Here is an 18,577-nt window from a genome sequence, read left to right on the forward strand (position 1 = left end):
GCAGGACGGAGCACTTGCCGACCAGACTTCCCGGCACACCTTGAGGATCGTTTCGCATTGAGGGCTTTGCTTAGTTTACCTAAGGTTGGCGCGAGATGCATCCGCTGAGGTTCACGCCGCGTATGAGTCGACGTGGGCTCACGCTGTGTACGGGGTGAGGTTCACGCTGTGTACGGGCCGAGGCCTGCGCTGCGTGTGAGTCGAGGTTCGTGCTGCGTACGGGGTGAGGTCCGTGCCGCGTACGGGGTGAGGTCCGTGCCGCGTGCGAGGCGAGGTCCGTGCTGCGGACAGAGCTGCGGGCAAAGGCGAGGTGCACGGTGCATGCAAAAGGGGCGCCCGGCGTGTGCACGCCGGGCGCCCCTTGGGGGCTGCCGCCTAGTCCTCGCTCGACGCTGCCGGGAGCTTGGCCTGGATGAGGTCCATGACCGTGGAGTCCGTCAGTGTGGTGACGTCACCGAGCTGACGGTTCTCCGCCACGTCCCGCAGGAGCCGGCGCATGATCTTGCCCGAGCGGGTCTTCGGCAGCTCCGCCACCGGCAGGACCCGCTTGGGCTTGGCGATCGGGCCGAGCGTGGCGCCCACGTGGTCGCGCAGCTCGCCGACGAGCTTGTCGTCCTCCGACGCGGTACCGCGCAGGATCACGAAGGCGACGATGGCCTGGCCGGTGGTCTCGTCGGTGGCACCGACGACGGCCGCCTCGGCGACCGCCGGGTGCGAGACGAGCGCCGACTCCACCTCGGTGGTGGAGATGTTGTGCCCGGACACCAGCATGACGTCGTCCACCCGGCCCAGCAGCCAGATGTCCCCGTCCTCGTCCTTCTTCGCGCCGTCACCGGCGAAGTACTTGCCCTCGAAGCGCGACCAGTAGGTGTCGAGGAACCGCTGGTCGTCGCCCCAGATGGTGCGCAGCATCGACGGCCACGGCTCGGTGAGGACCAGGTAGCCGCCGCCGCCGTCGGGCACCTCGTGCGCCTCGTCGTCGACGACCGTCGCGCTGATGCCGGGCAGCGGGCGCTGCGCCGAGCCGGGCTTGGCCTCGGTCACGCCGGGCAGCGGCGAGATCATCATCGCGCCGGTCTCGGTCTGCCACCAGGTGTCCACGACCGGCGTCCGGTCGGCGCCGATGTGCTTGCGGTACCAGACCCACGCCTCGGGGTTGATCGGCTCGCCCACGGAGCCGAGGACCCGCAGGGAGGACAGGTCGAACTGGGCGGGGATGTCGTCGCCCCACTTCATGAACGTCCGGATCGCGGTCGGCGCCGTGTAGAGGATCGTGACCCGGTACTTCTCCACGATCTCCCAGAACCGGCCCTGGTGCGGGGTGTCCGGCGTGCCCTCGTACATGACCTGCGTCGCGCCGTTCGCCAGCGGCCCGTACACGATGTACGAGTGCCCGGTGACCCAGCCGACGTCCGCCGTGCACCAGTAGACGTCCGTCTCCGGCTTGAGGTCGAACACCGCCCAGTGCGTGTACGCCGCCTGCGTGAGGTAGCCGCCGGAGGTGTGCAGGATGCCCTTCGGCTTCCCCGTCGTGCCGGAGGTGTAGAGGATGAACAGCGGGTGCTCCGCCTCGAACGCCTCCGGGGTGTGCTCGGCCGACTGGCGCTCCACCAGCTCGTGCCACCACACGTCGCGCTCGGCGTTCCAGGCCACTTCCTGCCCGGTGCGGCGCACCACCAGCACGTGCTCGACGTTGTCCACGCGAGCGATCGCGTCGTCCACGGCCGGCTTGAGCGCGGACGGCTTGCCGCGCCGGAAGCCGCCGTCGGCGGTGATGACGACCTTGGCGTCCGCGTCCTGGATCCGGGTGGCGAGCGCGTCCGCCGAGAAGCCGCCGAAGACCACCGAGTGGGCGGCGCCGATACGGGCCGAGGCCAGCATCGCGATCGCCGTCTCCGGGATCATCGGCATGTAGATGGCGACCCGGTCGCCCTTGCGGACACCCAGCTCCAGCAGGGCGTTGGCAGCCTTGGAGACCTCGTCCTTCAGCTCCGCGTAGGTGATCGCGCGGCTGTCGCCGGGCTCGCCCTCGAAGTGGATGGCGACCCGGTCCCCGAGGCCCGCCTCGACGTGCCGGTCCACGCAGTTGTAGGCGACGTTCAGCTCGCCGTCCTTGAACCACTTCGCGAACGGCGGGTTCGACCAGTCCAGCGTCTCCGACGGTTCCTTGGCCCAGGTCAGCCGACGGGCCTGCTCGGCCCAGAAGCCGAGCCTGTCAGCCTTGGCCTGCTCGTACGCCTCGGCCGTGACATTGGCGTTCGCGGCCAGGTCGGCCGGCGGCGCGAAGCGTCGCTCCTCCTTCAAGAGGTTGGCCAGGCTTTCGTTGCTCACGACATCTCCCTTTCCCGGGGTGTCCGTTGTGTCCTAGGCCACAGCTCATCAGACACGGGGGTCCGATGACAAGAGTCTTCGGCGAAATTGGTTTAGACCTGTCTGAAGTGGCCGGTCACACCGGACTGCGCAGCTCCTCAGCCGCGCTTGCGTCTCCTCTGACGTCTTCGAACACCTTCCCGGTTCGGCCGAGCAGATAGGCCTGCGCCTCGCCCACGTGGAAATACATTCCGTGCAGCTCCAGCGCGCCGGTCGCGAGTGCCCGCGCGACCGGGGCGTGCGCCCGCAGGTGCTCCAGCTGCTGGACCACATTGGTCAGGCACAGCTCCTCCGCCACGTCGGCGTGCGCGCGCCCGGCCAGCCGGGGCCGGGTGCGCCGGTCGTCGGCCAGCCGCTCGAGGCTCGGCATACCGTGCCTGAGCCACCGCCTCAGCGGGGTCGCCGCACTCCCGGGCTCGGCGGTCAGCAGCGCCTGCATCGCCCCGCACCCCGAGTGCCCGCACACCGTGATGGACCGCACCCCGAGCACCTCCACCGCGTACTCGACGGCGGCCGCCACCGAGTCGTCGCCGTGCTCCTCGCCCGGCGGCGGCACCAGGTTGCCGACGTTGCGGACGACGAACAGGTCGCCGGGACCACTGGAGGTGATCATCGACGTGACGAGCCGGGAGTCGGCACAAGTGAGGAAGAGCTGTGCGGGCCGCTGCCCCTCCCGCGCCAGCCGCGCCAGCTCCTCCCGCACCAGCGGGGCGGTGTTGCGCTGGAACGAGCCGATGCCACGGGCGAGTTCCTGGGCGACCGGCGCGGCGGGAGCCCCCGGGAAGCAGGCCCGGTGGTTGCGCCAGGGTGTCCAGGGCCGGCAGCGGCACATGGCGGACGAGGTCGGATCGGCGGTCCGGACTCCGCTGCGCCGGCCCGTCAGCTCGGTGGAACCGCCCCGCGCGGTGTGGGTGCTCTGCCAGTCCTGCAGTGACTCGTACGCCGCGTGGTCCATGAACGATCCGTCCAACTCCACTACGGCGTGGGCGCCTTGGGGTACGAGATGCAGGGCTCTGCTGAGCCGGGGCACCGCGAGGAACGTCAACTGGCCTCGTACACGTACGTGATGGACTACTCCCTTCTGCTCGTGCGTGATACGGGTGCGGGTGAGGCGGCGCAGGGCGAGGGCGACCGCCACGGCGACCCCGAGGACCACGCCCTCCAGGACGCCGAGGAACACCACGCCGAGTGTGGTGGCGGCGTACACCAGCACTTCACGGTGGCGGGTCACCGTGCGGATGTGGTGCAGGGACACCATCTGGATGCCGACGGCCATCACCAGGGCGGCGAGCGAGGCGAGCGGGATCTGCTCCAGGATCGGGACCATCAGCAGCGCGGCGACTACTACGAGAACGCCGTGCAGCATCGTGGAGTTCCGGCTCACGGCACCGGAATGCACATTCGCCGAACTCCGCACGGCCACTCCCGCGACCGGCAGCCCGCCGAGCGCGCCGGAGACGATGTTGGCGGCGCCCTGGCCGAGCAGCTCGCGGTCCAGGTCCGAGCGGCCGACCGGGGCCCCGGGCCGGGCGGCGGCCAGCTTGTCCACGGCGACCGCGCCCAGCAGCGACTGCACGCTGCACACCAGGGTGGTGGAGAGTACGGCGGCGGCGACGCCGAGCACCGGCCCCTCGGGCAGCGAGGCCAGGGCGTGGCTGCGCCAGGACGGCAGGTCGACCCGGGGCAGGTCCAGCCCGGTCAGCGCGGCGGTGGCGGTGGCTCCGGCGACGGCGACCAGGGCGGCCGGGGCGCCCCGTGTGAGGCGTCCGGCGCGGCCGGGGATGCGCGGCCAGGCCAGCAGCAGGGTCAGGGTCAGCACGCTCATCGACACGGCGGCCGGATGCAGGTGGGCCAACTGGGCGGGCAGGGCGAGCAGGTTGGCGAGGACGGAGCTGTCCGGGCTGCCGCCGAGAACGATGTGCAGCTGGGCGACGGCGATGGTGACGCCGATGCCGGCGAGCATGCCGTGCACCACGGCGGGGCTGACGGCGAGCGCACCCCTGGCCACGCGCAGGCAGCCGAGGCCCAGTTGGGCGAGCCCGGCGAGAACGGTGATGCCGCAGGTGGCCCGCCAGCCGTAGCGGTGGATGAGGTCGGCGGTGACCACCGTGAGTCCTGCGGCGGGGCCGCTGACCTGCAGCGGGCTGCCCCCGAGCCGTCCGGCGACGAGTCCGCCGACGGCGGCGGCGACCAGCCCTGCCTGCAGCGGGGCGCCGGTGGCGAGAGCGATGCCGAGGGACAGGGGCAGGGCGATCAGGAACACCGCGAGGGACGCGGACAGATCGGCGCCCTCGATGCGGAAGCCGCGGCGCGGTGCCGGCGGGGTGCTGTGGGGCGCGTGAGGGTGCTGGGTGCGAGGGGGTGAGCAGGCTGACATGGTCCCGTCTCCTCCGGGCGGCGTGGTCGCGGCCCGGGTGCTCGCCGTCGGGGGCGGGCTCGGTCGCGGCCAGGGGGTCACGGCGTGCAGCGGCGGGATGAGATCAACGCTTGGTAAATGAACCGTAATGCCAAGTAAAGGGTATTTATAGCTTTTCGTAGCAAATGGAGTAGCCGTTCACCCCTATTGACGAACCAATCATTTTATCGGCTTGTCGTATTAATTCCTTCTCGGTCCCGTGCGACCTTGGCGGCGCTGTCGGCACAACCCGGCAGATCAACAGAAAACGCCCCTCGCCAGCGTTCTCGTGAGAGAAGGAAGAAGGTGGGCGGAACATGGCCGCCACTCAGAGGGTCGCCGCCGGTGCCATGGTCGCCGCGGCCGCTGCCGCGTCGCTCGCCGGTTGCGCGACCGGCTCCAACGGATCGAAACAAGGAACGTCCGGCCCGCATAAGGGGGCGCCCGCACCCAACAGCGTGCTCCGGCTGATCGGCGACGGGTCCACCGCGTACACCGGCTCGCAGCCGCATCTGCCCGTCCCCGAGCGGCTGAAGCCCGGCCAGAAACCACCGCAGTTCGTGGTGTTCTCCTGGGACGGCGCGGGTGAGGACAGCCAGAAGCTGTTCTCCCACTTCCGCAAGGTCGCCAAGGAGAACAACGCGACGATGACGTATTTCCTCAGCGGCGTGTACATGCTGCCGGAGGAGAAGCGTGACCTCTACCATCCGCCCCAGCACTCGCCTGGCAGCTCGGAGATCGGCTTCAACGACGAGCAGGGCATCGCCGACACCCTCAAGCAGGTGCGGCTGGCCTGGCTGGAGGGCAACGAGATCGGCACCCACTTCAACGGCCACTTCTGCGGCCCCGACGGCGGGGTCGGCGAGTGGTCGGTCAAGGAGTGGAAGAGCGAGATCGCCCAGGCCAAGGAGTTCGTGAAGTCCTGGAAGACGAACACCGGCCTGAAGAAGGCGACCCCGCTGCCCTTCGACTACGACAAGGAGCTGATCGGCGCCCGCACACCCTGCCTGGAAGGGCAGAAGAACTTCATGAAGGCGGCCCGTCAGCTGGGCTTCCGCTACGACTCCAGCGGAGTCGACGACCAGGTCTGGCCCAAGAAGAAGCAGGGCCTGTGGGACGTGTCCATGCAGCTGGTCCCCTTCCCCGGGCACACCTACGAGCAGCTGACCATGGACTACAACTTCATGGTCAACCAGTCCGGCACCCAGACCCAGGGCGACCCCGACAAGTTCGACTACTGGGGCGACCAGATGCGCGACGGCCTGCTCAAGGGCTTCTACCGGGCCTACGACGGCAACCGCGCGCCCCTGATCATCGGCAACCACTTCGAGTCCTGGAACGGCGGCACCTACATGCGTGCCGTCGACGAGGTGGTGAAGGAGGTGTGCAACAAGTCCGAGGTGCGCTGTGTCTCCTTCCACCAGCTCGTCGACTGGCTCGATGCCCAGAACCCGCAGACGCTGGCGAAGCTGCGGACCCTGAAGGTGGGTGAGGCGCCCCGGCAGGGCTGGGCGTCCTTCCTCTCCGGCCGCCCGGCCCCGGCCCCGAAGGGTGTCCCCGGAGCGCCGGCCGACAAGCAGTAACCCTCAGGCGGGAGTTGCCACGCTCTCGCTCAGCACGAAGTCGGGGTCGACCTGCGCCGCCAGGTCGGCCCCCGTGCGCTCGTTGCCCCACGCCTCGGCGTTCTTCAGATGGAAGTGCACCATCTGACGCGTGTAGCGCGCCCAGTCGCGCAGCTCGTGCGTCGCGTCGGCGGCGGCCCGCATCGTGTGCAGGGCATGGGCGTTGGCCTCCTCCAGGAGGTCGAACCGCGGCGGGCGTCCCTTTTCCATCGCCCGCACCCAGTCCGAGTGCCCGACCGTCACCAGCAGGTCGTCGCCGGCCTCCGCGCGGAGGAAGTCGATGTCGTCCTGCGCCTGGACCTTGTTGCCGACGACCTTCAGGGTGACGCCGAAGTCGCGGGCGTACTCCTTGTACTGGCGGTAGACGGAGACCCCCTTCCGGGTCGGTTCGGCGACGAGGAACGTCATGTCGAAGCGGGTGAACATGCCGGAGGCGAAGGAGTCCGAACCCGCGGTCATGTCGACCACGACGTACTCGTCGGGGCCGTCGACGAGGTGGTTCAGGAACAGCTCCACCGCTCCCGTCTTGGAGTGGTAGCAGGCGACCCCCAGGTCGGCGTCCGTGAAGGGGCCGGTGACCATCAAACGCGCGGCGCCGCCGTCGAGTTCCACCGGGCGTGCGCAGGCGTCGTACACCGGGTTGGGCTCTCCCACCCGTACCAGCCTCGAGCCCTCGCCGGGCGGGGTCGTCTTGATCATCGTGGCGGCGGAGGCGATGCGCGGGTTGGCGCCGCGCAGGTAGTCCTTGATCAGCGACAGCCGTTCACCCATGGCGGGGAGGGCGGCCGCCTCCGTCTCCTCCAGGCCGAGCGCGGGGCCGAGGTGCTGGTTGATGTCCGCGTCGATGGCGACGACCGGCCGGCCGGCGGCCACGAGGTGGCGGACGAAGAGGGAGGAGAGCGTGGTCTTGCCGCTGCCGCCCTTCCCGACGAAAGCAATTTTCATGTTCACCAAGGGTAGTCATGCGATAGCTGTATGTGGCAGTCGGAGTGAAGAAGACCACTCCTTCGTGGGGCGAGGCCGCTCAAAGGGGCCCGAAGCCCGTTGGGGGGTCGCGGCCGGGTGTAGGGCGGACGCGTAGTGTCGTACTCATGAGTACGACAGGCGCGACCGCCGATCCGCTCGCGGCCCTGGGCTCGCTGCCCGGTGTGGCCGAGTCCGTGGAGTCCGTGCGCAAGGCTGTGGACAGGGTCTACGGGCACCGGGTCATGCGGCGCCGCAGCAACGAGATCACCTCCGAGGCGGCGCTGCGCGGCGCCCGCGGTTCGGCGGCGCTGTCCGGCGCCGACTGGGCCCTGGAGGAGGTGCGGCGGCGCACCGACTTCAGCGCCGACGCCGAGGCGCGTGTCGTGGGTGCGGCGCTGAGGCTGACGGCCGAGGCGGGCCAGTTGCTGTCCATCTGGCGGCAGTCGCCCCTCAGGGTGCTGGCCCGGCTGCACCTTGTGGCCGCGGCGGGCAACGATGACGGCGTCGGCAGGCCGCGCCAGTCGGGTGAGCCGGTCGACGAGCCGCTGGTCGAACTGCCGTTGCCGGACGCCCAGGAGGTGTCCGGCCGCCTGGAGGGTCTCGCGGACCTGATCATCGCGGGCACCTCCGCGCCCGCACTGGTGACGGCCGCCGTGGTGCACGGCGAGCTGCTCGCTCTGCGCCCCTTCACCTCCCACAACGGCCTGGTCGCGCGCGCGGCCGAGCGGATCGTCCTGGTCGGCAGTGGTCTCGACCCCAAGGCCGTCTGTCCGGCCGAGGTGGGTCATGCCGAACTGGGCCGCGCCTCCTACCTCTCCGCGCTCGACGGGTACGTCTCCGGCACTCCGGAAGGCATGGCGGCCTGGATCGCGCATTGCGGCAGGGCGGTCGAACTGGGCCAGCGCGAATCAACCGCGGTGTGCGAGGCGCTGCAGCGCGGGGCGGCCTGAGAAACCCCCCCGAAAAACCCCGGACACGGGTTGCGGCGGTACGAGTCCTCGTACCGCCGCTGGCATGTTCACCCGGTTACCAAGCGTCCTCGATATGTCGCCCATCAGGTCGGGGACTTTGCCCGTCACCTGGTGCGGCTGGCCCGTAATCGACGGGTCGACGTCGCGTGGGTGCCCGATGTCCATACAAGGTCCGTGGGCCATGTGCGTAGAAGGGGATCCTCTCGGATGTCCTTTGGTCTCGCGGGCCGTTAAATCCTTTGTACTGCAAGCAATGTGCAAGCGGAACCCCTGCCTGCACTTCTTTACTTTCAGGTTCAAACGGGCGTGAATCGGTCAGGAGGCGATGCTGCGGCGCCGGCTCGCGTACCAGACCAGGCCCGCGGTGGCTGCCGCCGCTCCTATGGCCGCAGCCGCGACGAGCGCCGGGCGGGGCGGCACGGAGAAGGAGGGCAGCCGCTGCTTGAGCCGGACCGGCCGGCGGAACTCCAGAACCGGCCACCCGCGCGAGAGCGCTTCGCGGCGCAGTGCGCGGTCCGGGTTCACGGCGTGCGCATGCCCGACCGCCTGGAGCATCGGCAGGTCGGTCGCCGAGTCGCTGTAGGCGTAGCAGCGGTCGAGGTCGTACCCCTCCGTCGCGGCGAGGTCCCTGATCGCCTCGGCCTTGGTCGGGCCGTAGGCGTAGTACTCCACCTCCCCGGTGAAGCAGCCGTCCTCGCCGACGACCATGCGCGTGGCCACCACCCGGTCGGCGCCGAGCAGCTCGCCGATCGGCTCGACCACCTCGGCGCCCGAGGTGGACACGATCACCACGTCGCGGCCGGCGGTGTGGTGCTCCTCGATGAGGGAGGCGGCCTCGTCGTAGATGATCGGGTCGATCAGGTCGTGCAGGGTCTCGGCGACGATCTCCTTGACCTGCTGGACGTTCCAGCCGCGGCACAGCGCGGACAGATACTCGCGCATGCGCTCCATCTGGTCGTGGTCGAGGCCGCCGACCAGGAACACGAACTGGGCATATGCGGTACGCAGTGCGGCCCTGCGGTTGATCAGTCCACCCTGGTAGAAGGACTTGCTGAAGGTGAGCGTGCTCGACTTCGCAATGACCGTCTTGTCCAGGTCAAAGAAGGCTGCTGCGCGGGGCAAGGAGTGGTTTTCCACGCCCCTGAGCATATGCGCCCACCATTCGGCGTAAGGTGGGGCGCGTGGGTTTGCCTGAGAGGGCTCTCGGGTACACCATGGAAGTCACGGATCGTTCGCGACCGTGCTAACCCGGTCCGACTCCTCCCCCCCCGAGTCGGCCGTGGGGACGACCCCCGCTCTCCCCCCCGGCGGGGGTCGTCGCATGTCCGGGTGGGTTTTCGTTCCTTTCTCCCTGGTTGTGAGGCTGTTGGGCAGCAGCACGGGCGCAGCCTTGCCATGTCCATGATTAGCTACCGTGGGTAATCGGAAGACTGCTCTGTGGAAGCCGTACAGGGATCGGTACAGAGGTCACCGGTATGAGTGACAGCGATATTCACAACCGCTGAGTTGTCCACGGTTTTCGACCAAGATCCACATGTTTTCCGGGTTCGCTGCACCGTGATTCCAGCGCGCTCCGGCCATGGCGAGTTCATGGCCGGTTCCGATTGTCGGGGCGCGTATGGCCGGTTCCTATCGGCCGCTCATATGGAGACCGGTTGCCGGTTCTCCACAACTTTGCGAATCGCGTGGCCGCAGAGGCTGCGCGGAAGCCGCAGCCAAGGGGGATCACACGTGGCCGGAACCGTCACCCACGACTCGTCACCCGCCACCGGAGACCGGTCGGGACAGCCGCTCATCGTCACCGAGGACACAGAACTCCTCGACGATCTGCTGCGCCTGTGCGCGGCCGCAGGCGCCACGCCCGAGGTGCACCACGGCGTACCCGATCACGGCGGTGGCTGGGAAACGGCCCCGCTCGTCCTCGTCGGCGACGACGCCGTCCGCCGGGTGAGCTCAGCCGCGCGCCGGCGCGGAGTGGTGCTGGTCGGCCGCGACCAGGACGACCCCGGGGTGTGGAAAAGGGCCGTCCAGATCGGCGCCGACCACGTCCTGATGCTGCCCGACGGCGAGCAGTGGCTGGTCGACCGGATCGCCGACGTCGCCGAGGGCGTCGGCCGCCCGGCCCTCACCGTCGGGATCATCGGCGGCCGGGGCGGGGCCGGTGCGTCCACGCTCGCCTGCGCGCTCGCCGTCACCTCCGCGCGTGAGGGGCTGCGCACCCTCCTGGTGGACGCCGATCCGCTGGGCGGCGGACTCGACGTACTCCTCGGCGGCGAGACGGCCGAGGGGCTGCGCTGGCCCGCCTTCGCCGCCTCGCGTGGCCGGGTCGGCGGCGGCGCCCTGGAGGAGTCGCTGCCCGAGCTGCACGCCCTGCGGGTGCTCAGCTGGGACCGCGGGGACTGCGTCGGCATTCCGCCCCAGGCCGTACGCGCGGTCCTCGCCGCCGCCCGGCGGCGCGGCGGCGCGGTCGTCGTCGACCTCCCGCGCCGCCTGGACGACGGGGTCGCCGAGGCCCTCGCCCAGCTCGACCTTGCGGTGCTCGTCGTCCCGGCCGAACTGCGCGCGGTGGCGGCGGCCGGCCGGGTGGCGTCCGCCGTCGGCATGGTCGTACGGGACCTGCGCGTGGCGGTCCGGGGGCCGTACGCGCCCGGACTCGACGACCGCGAGGTGGCCCGGCTGCTCGGCCTGCCCCTGGCCGGCGAGGTGCCCGTGGAGCCTGCGCTGCTGCGCCCGCACCCCGCCCCCGAGCCGCCCGGCGCGAGTGGACGCAGTCCCCTGGCCCGCTTCTGCACCGCCTTCTGGGAGCAGGCCCTGGCCGAGGCGGGAGGCACGCGATGACGCTCCCCGGATTCGACCGGGCCGACGGCGCGGCCCTGCTCGACGGAGTCCGCCGTCGGCTGGCCGAGAGCGGCGCCGAACCCACTCCGGCGCGCGTGGCCCAGGCACTGCGGGAACAGGGCCGGGTACTGGGCGATGCCGAAGTCCTCGGCGCGGCCGAGCACTTGCGTTCGGAGCTCGTCGGCACCGGCCCGCTGGAGCCGCTGCTCGCCGACCCGGGCGTCACCGACGTCCTCGTGTCCGCGCCGGACCGGGTGTGGGTGGATCGCGGCGGCGGCCTGGAACTGACCCCGGTGGTCTTCCGCGACGCGGCGGCCGTACGGCGCCTCGCGCAGCGGTTGGCCGCCGTGGCCGGACGCCGGCTCGACGACGCCCGGCCCTGGGCCGATGCCCGGCTGCCCGGCGGGACCCGGCTGCACGCGGTGCTGCCCCCGGTGGCCGTCGGCTGTACGTGCCTGTCCCTGCGGGTGGTACGGCCCCGGGCGTTCACCCTCACGGAACTGGTCGAGGCGGGCACCGTGCCGCCCGGCGGGGACCGGATCCTGCGGGCTCTGCTGGCCGCCCGGCTGTCCTTCCTCGTCAGCGGCGGCACCGGCAGCGGGAAGACGACCCTGCTGAGCGCCCTGCTCGGCCTGGTCGGACCCGGCGAACGGATCGTGCTCGCCGAGGACTCGGCGGAGCTGAGACCGGAACACCCGCACGTCGTAAGGCTGGAGACCCGGCCCGCCAATCAGGAGGGGGCCGGCCTGGTGACCCTGGAGGACCTCGTCCGGCAGGCGCTGCGGATGCGGCCCGACCGGCTGGTCGTCGGGGAGGTGCGCGGCCCCGAGGTGGTGCATCTGCTGGCCGCGCTCAACACCGGCCACGAAGGCGGCTGCGGCACCGTGCACGCCAACGCGGCCGCGGACGTTCCGGCCCGGCTGGAGGCCCTCGGGACGGCGGCCGGGCTCGACCGGGCGGCCCTGCACAGCCAGGTGGCGGCCGCGCTGTCGGTGGTGCTCCACCTCGTACGGGACCGGTCCGGGCGGCGCCGGATCGCCGAGGTGCACGTGCTGGAACGGGACGGCTCGGGGCTGGTGCGGACGGTACCGGCACTGCGCTGGGGCGCTTCTGCCTTCGCCCGGGAGCGCGGCTGGGAGCGGCTGCGGGACTTGCTGCGCGGCGAGTTCGGGGGCGGGAGCAGGGACAGGCGCGAACGAGACGAGCAACGAGAGGAGCGAGAGTGGTGACGGACGTGAGCACCGAGATGTCGATGAGTGCGGCAGCGGCCTGCGTCGGAGCCGCGGTCTGGCTGCTGGCCGGACGGCACCACGGCATGCGGCGGGCCCGGCTGCTGTTCGCGGGCGGCGGAGCGGTGGCGGCCGGTCCGCCCTCCTGGGAACAGGCGACGGAGGAACTGCGGCGGCTGCGGGGCCGGTGGGGAGTCGAGTGGTGGTCGCTCGCGGCCGGACTGCTGCTCGCGCTGCTGGGCGCCTCCGTGATTCCGGTCGTCGCGGGGGCGGCCGGGGTGCCGGTGCTGCGCCGGTTGCGGCTGGCCCACCGGGCCGGACGGGCCCGGGAGCGCCGCGCGGAGGCGGTGATCGGCCTGTGCGGAGCGCTCGCCGCCGAGGTGCGTGCGGGACGGCAGCCGGGGGAGGCGCTGCTGCGGGCCGCGCGGGACTCCGACGGGCTGGGGGAGGCGCAGGGAGCCGTGGTCGCGGCGGCACGGTTCGGCGGGGACGTGCCCGGCGCGCTCGCCGTCGCGGCCCGGCAACCGGGTGCCGAGGGCCTGCTGGGCCTCGCCGCCTGCTGGCGGGTGGCCGTGGACCAGGGCGCCGGACTCGCGGCCGGCCTCGACCGCCTGGAGGGCGCCCTGCGCGCCGAGCGGGACCAACGTGCCGACCTGCGCGCCCAGTTGGCGGGTGCCCGGGCGACGGCAGTGCTCCTGGCCGCACTTCCCGCCCTCGGGCTGCTCCTCGGCTCGGCCATGGGCGCCGACCCGCTGCGCGTGCTGCTGCACAGCGGGCCCGGGCTGGGCTGCCTGGTGGCCGGAGCGCTGTTCGAGGGCGCCGGGATGTGGTGGGCGGCCCGGATCGTCCGGGGAGCCGAGGGCGTATGAGCGGGGAAGTCGCCCACAGGTTGGGGACGGTGGTCACCGCGGCGCTCGCCCTCGGCTGGGCGGTGTGGCGGCTGGAGGCGGCCCGGCGACGGCGCCGGGCGCGGCGCAGGGCGGCCGAGTTGCTGGCCCTGGAGACGGCCCGCGCGGGCCCGTCCTTCGAGGTCATGGGAGCCGTACGGCGGTGGCTCCCGGTGGCCGGGGCGGCGTGCGGCGCGTGGGTGCTGGTCGGCGGGCTCGCCGGTGCCGCCGTGGGGCTCGCCTTCGCCGCAGGGCTGTGGCAGTGGCGGCGCCGGCAGGAGAGGACGCGCCCGGCAGAGGAGGTCGACACGGTACTCGCCGCCCGTCAACTCCCGCTCGCGGCCGATCTGCTGGCCGCCTGCATCGCGGCCGGTGCCGGTCCGGTGATCGCCGCGCAGGCGGTGGGGGAGGCCCTCGGCGGCCCCGCAGGGGACGCGCTGGCCCGGGGCGCTGCGGAGGTGCGGCTCGGTGGCGAACCGGCGGACGCCTGGCGGGGGCTGGCCGCGCTGCCCGGCGCCGGGTCCCTGGCGCGGCTGCTGGAACGGGCCGACGAGTCCGGACTGCCCGCGGCCGGGCCCGTCGCCCGCCTCGCCTCGGACGCGCGCACGGAGTGGTCACGGGCCGCCACGACCCGGGCGCGCCGGGCGGCCGTGCTGATCTCCGCACCGGTGGGGCTGTGCTTCCTGCCCGCGTTCATCGCGATCGGCGTGCTGCCCGTGGTGATCGGGCTGGCGGGCGGCGTGGTGGGAGGGGGCGGGGGTTGACGAGGGGGGCTGACGAGGGGCGCTGCAGAAGGCACGCGATGAAGACAACAGGGCTGGAACGAGATGAAGACAACAGGGCTGGAACGAAAGGAGTTCGAGATGCACGAGAAGGCAGGAGAGCTGTGGGCGCGGTTGCGGGAGCGGTGCCGCCGGGACGCGGGGATGGTGACCTCGGAGTACGCGATGGGCATCGTCGCGGCGGTCGGATTCGCGTTGCTCTTGTACGAGGTCGTCACCAGCGGCCAGGTCAAGGCGGAGCTGCAGTCCATCGTGAAGCGGGCCCTCAGTGCGCGGATGTGAGCGAGGGGCGGACCGGGGGTTCGTGACCGCGGAGGCGGCCGTGGTGCTGTCCGTGCTGGTGGCGTTCACGATGACGCTGGTCTGGGGGCTGCTTGTGGTGGCGGCCCAGATCCAGTGTGTGGACGCCGCCCGCACCGGCGCCCGGGCCGCCGCCCGGCAGGACCCGCCCGACGCGGTGGTGCAGGTGACCCGGGAGGCGGCCCCGCGCGGAGCACGGGTGTCCGTCGGCCGCGAGGGCGACCGGGTCCGGGTGACGGTGGTGGTCAGACCGCCGGTCCTGAGCGGGTTGCCGTTCGAGGTCCGGGAGGAGGCCGTGGCAGCGACGGAAGGGACCGTGGGGTCCGGTTCGGGTCCGGCGGAGGAGGAGGCCGTGGGGTCCGGTTCGGGTCCGGCGGTGAAGCGGGGCATGGGGTCCGGTTCGGGTGCGGCGCATGGTCCGGCCGAAGGGGGCGGCTCCGGAGCCGCGGGGGCTGCGGGCGCCGGGCCCGGTAGGGCGGCGCGAGCCGGGGAGGTGGGGCCGTGATGCGCCGTCTGCGTGGCGGCCGCTGCTCGGATCGCGGGTCCGCGACGATCTGGAGCCTCGGGGCGATCGCCGTGCTGTGCGCGGTGTTCGGCGCCGTCCTCGCCCTCGGGCACGCCGTCGTCGTGAGGCACCGGGCGGCCGGCGGTGCGGATCTCGCCGCGCTCGCGGCTGCGGACCACTGGGCCGAGGGCGGCGCTCGGGCCTGTGCCCGGGCCCAGCGGATCGCGGTGGCCCAGAGGACGCGGTTGGTGCGGTGCGCGATCGTGGGCGAGACATCGGACGTGACGGCGACGTCGGGACGGGGGCCGTTCGCCGCGCAGGTGAGGGCAAGAGCGGGGCCGGCGGGAACGGTTCCGCCGGAACCGGGGCCGACGCCTACGCCGGCGGTGCCGCTGGGGCCGACGCCTACGCCGGCGGTCCCGCTGGGGCCGACGCCTACGCCGGCGGTGCCGCTGGGACCGGCGCCCAAGCCTGCGGTGCTGCCGGAACGGCGCTGACGGGACCGGCGCCGACAGGACCGGAGCCGATGGGAGCGGCGGTGCGTGTGGAGCCTGTGCCGTCCGAGGGACCGGGGCAGGCGCCCGTCCCGGGCATCGCGCCGCTCAGTCGCTCTCCTGCGGCTCCTACGGCCGCTCCTGCGGCTCCTCCGGCGTCTCCCGCCCAGCCGGCTTCTCCTGCGGCTTCTCCTGCCCCTCCTGCCCTTCCCGCTCCTCCTCGGGCCTCTCCTCGGGCCTCTCCTCGGTCCTCTCGTCCGGCTTCTCCTCCGGCGCCCCCCGCAACAGCACCGTGAGGAGCCGCACGGCCCCCCTCTTGTGCAGCGGGTCGTTGCCGTTGCCGCACTTGGGGGACTGGATGCAGGACGGGCAGCCGGCCTCGCACTCGCAGGAGGCGATGGCCTCCCGGGTGGCGGCGAGCCAGGCGCGCGCGGTGTGGAAGGCGCGCTCGGCGAAGCCCGCCCCGCCGGGGTGGCCGTCGTAGACGAAGACCGTCGGCAGGAGGGTGTCCGGGTGGAGGGGGACCGAGACGCCGCCGATGTCCCAGCGGTCGCAGGTCGCGAAGAGGGGCAGCATGCCGATCGAGGCGTGCTCGGCGGCGTGCAGGGAGCCGGCGAGGATCTCCGGGTTGATCCGGGCCTCGTCCAGCTGGTCCTCGGTGACCGTCCACCACACCGCGCGTGTGCGCAGCGTACGAGGAGGGAGGTCGAGCTTCGTCTCGCCCAGCACTTCGCCCGTGATGAGACGCCTGCGGAGGAAGGAGACCACCTGGTTGGTGACCTCGACGGAGCCGTGGCACAGGCGGCCGGCACCCCAGGGCACCTCGATGTCCGTCTCCAGGACGGAGATGGACGTGGTGTCACGGGCGGCCGTCGAGTACGGCGGGTCGGCCTGCTCGACCAGGGCCACCGAGTCCTCCAGGTCGAGGGAGCGCACCAGGTAGGTGCGGCCCTGGTGCAGGTGCACCGCGCCCTTGTGGACCGTGGAGTGTGCGGCGGCCGCGTCGACGGTGCCCAGCAGCCGGCCCGTGCCCTCCTCGACCACCTGGACGGGCCGCCCGCCCGTGCCCCGGATGTCGGTCAGGTCGGCGGCCCGCTCCCGGCGCGTCCAGTGCCAGGCCTTCGTCCGGCGGCGCAGCAGCTTCGCGGCCTCCAGCTGGGGCAGCAGCTCCTCGCAGGCGGGTCCGAAGAGGTCGAGGTCCTCCTCGGTCAGCGGGATCTCCGCGGCTGCGGCGCACAGATGCGGGGCGAGGACGTAGGGGTTGTCGGGGTCGAGGACCGTCGATTCCACCGGTTGGCCGAACAGGGCCTCGGGATGATGGACGAGGAAGGTGTCCAGCGGGTCGTCGCGGGCCACCAGGACCGCCAGGGCGCCCTGCCCGGAGCGGCCCGCGCGGCCCGCCTGCTGCCACAGGGACGCGCGGGTGCCCGGGTAGCCGGCGATCACCACAGCGTCCAGGCCCGAGACGTCCACGCCCAGCTCCAGGGCCGTCGTGGCGGCCAGGCCGAGCAGCTCGCCGGAGTGCAGGGCGCGTTCCAGGGCCCGGCGTTCCTCCGGGAGGTAGCCGCCGCGGTAGGCGGCGACACGCCGGACCAGGGAGCGGTCCACCTCGGCCAGACGCTCCTGGGCGATCACCGAGATCAGCTCGGCGCCACGCCGGGAGCGCACGAAGGCGACCGAGCGCACGCCCTGCACGGTGAGGTCGGTCAGCAGGTCCGCCGTCTCGGCGGTGGCGGTACGCCGAACGGGTGCGCCCTTCTCGCCGTGCAGCTCGGTGAGCGGGGGCTCCCACAGGGCGAAGACGAGTTCCCCGCGCGGGGATGCGTCGTCGGCGACCTCGGTCACCGGCAGACCGGTCAGGCGGCGGGCGGCGACGGCGGGCTCGGCGGCCGTGGCGGAAGCCAGCAGGAACACGGGCGAGGCGCCGTAGCGGGCGCACAGGCGGCGCAGGCGGCGCAGCACCTGGGCGACGTGCGAGCCGAAGACGCCCCGGTAGGTGTGGCACTCGTCGATGACGACGTACTTGAGCGACTTCAGGAAGGAGGACCAGCGGGGATGGGACGGCAGTATGCCCCGGTGCAGCATGTCGGGGTTGGTGAGGACGTAGTTGGCGTACTGGCGGATCCACTCGCGTTCCTCGAACGGTGTGTCGCCGTCGTACACGGCCGGGCGCACCGAGTTGCCCAGCGGCTGTGAAAGTTCCTTCACCGACCGGCACTGGTCCGCCGCAAGCGCCTTCGTGGGGGCGAGGTAGAGGGCCGTGGCGCCGCGGCCGTTGGGGGCCTCGGAGCCGTCCAGGAGGGCCGACAGGACCGGCACGAGGTAGGCGAGGGACTTTCCGGAGGCGGTGCCGGTGGCGACGACCACCGAGTCGCCGTCCAGGGCGTGCTCGGCGGCCAGCGACTGATGGGCCCACGGGTGCTCGATGCCGCACACCTGCACGGCCGCGATCACCTCCGGGCGAATCCGATCAGGCCAGACGGCATGCCGACCCGCGCGCGGGGGCAAGTGCTCCGTATGAGTGATGCGCGCGGAGCGGCTCGGTCCCGAGGCGAGCCGGTCCAGGACGATGCCCGGAGACGGGCGGGACGCCGGGTCCGCCAGGGATCGATCGGAACGGTGATTCTTGGCCATCGGCACCGAGTGTGTCACTTGGGTGACGGACAATGGGGCCAAGGCGTCGTGCACGCCTGCCAGTAAGTGATTGAATGCCATCGCGGCTGGCGATGCGTCCCGGGGGCCGCAAGCCCAGGTGTCCCGAGGGGCGACCGCTCGATAGCAAGGTGCTGGAGGATCCGTGGACCTGTCCCTGTCGACCCGTACCGTCGGCGATCGTACGGTCGTCGAGGTCGGTGGCGAAATCGATGTATACACCGCGCCCAAGCTGCGCGAGCAGTTGGTCGAGCTGGTGAACGACGGGAATTTCCACCTCGTCGTCGACATGGAGGGCGTGGACTTCCTCGACTCCACCGGGCTCGGCGTGCTGGTCGGCGGCCTGAAGCGTGTGCGAGCCCACGAGGGCTCGCTGCGCCTGGTCTGCAACCAGGAGCGCATTCTGAAGATCTTCCGCATCACCGGTCTCACCAAGGTGTTCCCGATCCACGCCTCGGTCGATGAAGCGGTGGCGGCCACCGACTGACCCAGGGCCGAAAAGCCGGGTCCGGGCCGCCGCGCGGTCCGGACACCGGTAGGCCCCGCCCCGGGCCGGTGTGCCCGGG

General features: G+C 72.1%; 14 protein-coding genes and 1 pseudogene. 10 read left to right on the forward strand and 5 right to left on the reverse strand.

Going from position 1 to position 18,577, the window contains the following annotated elements; all coding sequences use genetic code 11:
• Nucleotides 1–375: 375 nt before the first annotated feature.
• Nucleotides 376–2,331 (reverse strand): acetate--CoA ligase, encoded by a 1,956-nt coding sequence (acs, locus tag AB0H32_RS15065; RefSeq protein WP_361119514.1) that lies wholly within the window; start codon nucleotides 2,329–2,331, stop codon nucleotides 376–378.
• Nucleotides 2,332–2,446: 115 nt separating this feature from the next.
• Nucleotides 2,447–4,747 carry a SulP family inorganic anion transporter gene (locus AB0H32_RS15070; protein WP_361119516.1) on the reverse strand — a complete coding sequence of 767 codons (2,301 nt, stop codon included), beginning with the start codon at nucleotides 4,745–4,747 and terminating at the stop codon, nucleotides 2,447–2,449.
• Nucleotides 4,748–5,082: 335 nt separating this feature from the next.
• Between AB0H32_RS15070 and AB0H32_RS15075 the strand changes: the two genes are divergently transcribed.
• Nucleotides 5,083–6,348 (forward strand): hypothetical protein, encoded by a 1,266-nt coding sequence (locus tag AB0H32_RS15075; RefSeq protein ID WP_361119518.1) that lies wholly within the window; start codon nucleotides 5,083–5,085, stop codon nucleotides 6,346–6,348.
• 3 nt (nucleotides 6,349–6,351) lie between these two features.
• Here the strand turns inward: AB0H32_RS15075 and AB0H32_RS15080 are convergent, their stop codons facing one another.
• The gene (locus tag AB0H32_RS15080; protein WP_361119520.1) at nucleotides 6,352–7,332 is read right to left on the reverse strand and encodes an ATP-binding protein; all 981 of its coding nucleotides are present in this window, start codon (nucleotides 7,330–7,332) and stop codon (nucleotides 6,352–6,354) included.
• 146 nt (nucleotides 7,333–7,478) lie between these two features.
• On the opposite strand from AB0H32_RS15080, the gene AB0H32_RS15085 reads away from it, so the two are divergent.
• Nucleotides 7,479–8,303, forward strand: coding sequence for an oxidoreductase (locus tag AB0H32_RS15085; RefSeq protein ID WP_361119522.1), 825 nt, complete (start codon nucleotides 7,479–7,481; stop codon nucleotides 8,301–8,303).
• A 336-nt stretch (nucleotides 8,304–8,639) separates the two neighbouring features.
• On the opposite strand, the gene AB0H32_RS15090 is transcribed toward AB0H32_RS15085, so the two are convergent.
• Entirely contained in the window at nucleotides 8,640–9,473 is an 834-nt protein-coding gene (locus tag AB0H32_RS15090; protein WP_361119524.1) for an HAD-IB family hydrolase, read from the reverse strand.
• Nucleotides 9,474–10,055: 582 nt separating this feature from the next.
• Between AB0H32_RS15090 and ssd the strand changes: the two genes are divergently transcribed.
• The 7 genes and pseudogenes from ssd (at nucleotide 10,056) to AB0H32_RS15125 (ending at nucleotide 15,362) form a co-directional block, all read left to right on the forward strand.
• A complete protein-coding gene (gene ssd, locus AB0H32_RS15095; protein WP_361119525.1) occupies nucleotides 10,056–11,162 on the forward strand; it encodes a septum site-determining protein Ssd in 1,107 nt (368 codons plus the stop codon).
• Nucleotides 11,159–12,391: a TadA family conjugal transfer-associated ATPase gene (locus AB0H32_RS15100; protein WP_361119527.1), complete on the forward strand. Its 1,233-nt coding sequence runs from the start codon at nucleotides 11,159–11,161 to the stop codon at nucleotides 12,389–12,391. Before ssd ends, AB0H32_RS15100 begins: the two co-directional genes overlap by 4 nt.
• A 23-nt stretch (nucleotides 12,392–12,414) precedes the next feature.
• The gene (locus AB0H32_RS15105; protein WP_361119555.1) at nucleotides 12,415–13,260 is read left to right on the forward strand and encodes a type II secretion system F family protein; all 846 of its coding nucleotides are present in this window, start codon (nucleotides 12,415–12,417) and stop codon (nucleotides 13,258–13,260) included.
• Nucleotides 13,257–14,042, forward strand: a complete 786-nt coding sequence (locus AB0H32_RS15110; RefSeq protein WP_361119529.1) for a type II secretion system F family protein — start codon at nucleotides 13,257–13,259, stop codon at nucleotides 14,040–14,042. Before AB0H32_RS15105 ends, AB0H32_RS15110 begins: the two co-directional genes overlap by 4 nt.
• 99 nt (nucleotides 14,043–14,141) lie before the next feature.
• Complete coding sequence (locus AB0H32_RS15115) at nucleotides 14,142–14,342, forward strand: DUF4244 domain-containing protein (protein WP_361119531.1); 201 nt, start codon at nucleotides 14,142–14,144, stop codon at nucleotides 14,340–14,342.
• Nucleotides 14,329–14,688, forward strand: a pseudogene (locus AB0H32_RS15120) (TadE family type IV pilus minor pilin); the annotation flags it as partial. The gene AB0H32_RS15115 and the pseudogene AB0H32_RS15120, both read left to right, overlap by 14 nt.
• A 176-nt stretch (nucleotides 14,689–14,864) precedes the next feature.
• Nucleotides 14,865–15,362: an Rv3654c family TadE-like protein gene (locus tag AB0H32_RS15125; RefSeq protein WP_361119533.1), complete on the forward strand. Its 498-nt coding sequence runs from the start codon at nucleotides 14,865–14,867 to the stop codon at nucleotides 15,360–15,362.
• 126 nt (nucleotides 15,363–15,488) lie between these two features.
• On the opposite strand, the gene AB0H32_RS15130 is transcribed toward AB0H32_RS15125, so the two are convergent.
• Entirely contained in the window at nucleotides 15,489–18,074 is a 2,586-nt protein-coding gene (locus AB0H32_RS15130) for a DEAD/DEAH box helicase (RefSeq protein WP_361119535.1), read from the reverse strand.
• A gap of 82 nt (nucleotides 18,075–18,156) precedes the next feature.
• Between AB0H32_RS15130 and bldG the strand changes: the two genes are divergently transcribed.
• Nucleotides 18,157–18,498, forward strand: a complete 342-nt coding sequence (gene bldG / locus AB0H32_RS15135) for an anti-sigma factor antagonist BldG (protein WP_361119537.1) — start codon at nucleotides 18,157–18,159, stop codon at nucleotides 18,496–18,498.
• Nucleotides 18,499–18,577 lie beyond the last annotated feature (79 nt).

It is taken from the genome of Streptomyces sp. NPDC020362, from assembly GCF_040642095.1.
Lineage (GTDB): Bacteria > Actinomycetota > Actinomycetes > Streptomycetales > Streptomycetaceae > Streptomyces.

What these genes read in the sequence shown, in the direction of transcription:
- AB0H32_RS15090 (WP_361119524.1), bottom strand. Translation starts at nt 9,473, where the DNA reads ATGCTCAGGGGCGTGGAAAACCACTCCTTGCCCCGCGCAGCAGCCTTC.
- AB0H32_RS15085 (WP_361119522.1), top strand. Translation starts at nt 7,479, where the DNA reads ATGAGTACGACAGGCGCGACCGCCGATCCGCTCGCGGCCCTGGGCTCG.
- AB0H32_RS15115 (WP_361119531.1), top strand. Translation starts at nt 14,142, where the DNA reads ATGCACGAGAAGGCAGGAGAGCTGTGGGCGCGGTTGCGGGAGCGGTGC.
- AB0H32_RS15100 (WP_361119527.1), top strand. Translation starts at nt 11,159, where the DNA reads ATGACGCTCCCCGGATTCGACCGGGCCGACGGCGCGGCCCTGCTCGAC.
- AB0H32_RS15125 (WP_361119533.1), top strand. Translation starts at nt 14,865, where the DNA reads ATGCGCCGTCTGCGTGGCGGCCGCTGCTCGGATCGCGGGTCCGCGACG.
- AB0H32_RS15105 (WP_361119555.1), top strand. Translation starts at nt 12,415, where the DNA reads ATGAGTGCGGCAGCGGCCTGCGTCGGAGCCGCGGTCTGGCTGCTGGCC.
- AB0H32_RS15070 (WP_361119516.1), bottom strand. Translation starts at nt 4,747, where the DNA reads ATGTCAGCCTGCTCACCCCCTCGCACCCAGCACCCTCACGCGCCCCAC.
- AB0H32_RS15075 (WP_361119518.1), top strand. Translation starts at nt 5,083, where the DNA reads ATGGCCGCCACTCAGAGGGTCGCCGCCGGTGCCATGGTCGCCGCGGCC.
- AB0H32_RS15110 (WP_361119529.1), top strand. Translation starts at nt 13,257, where the DNA reads ATGAGCGGGGAAGTCGCCCACAGGTTGGGGACGGTGGTCACCGCGGCG.
- AB0H32_RS15130 (WP_361119535.1), bottom strand. Translation starts at nt 18,074, where the DNA reads ATGGCATTCAATCACTTACTGGCAGGCGTGCACGACGCCTTGGCCCCA.
- AB0H32_RS15080 (WP_361119520.1), bottom strand. Translation starts at nt 7,332, where the DNA reads ATGAAAATTGCTTTCGTCGGGAAGGGCGGCAGCGGCAAGACCACGCTC.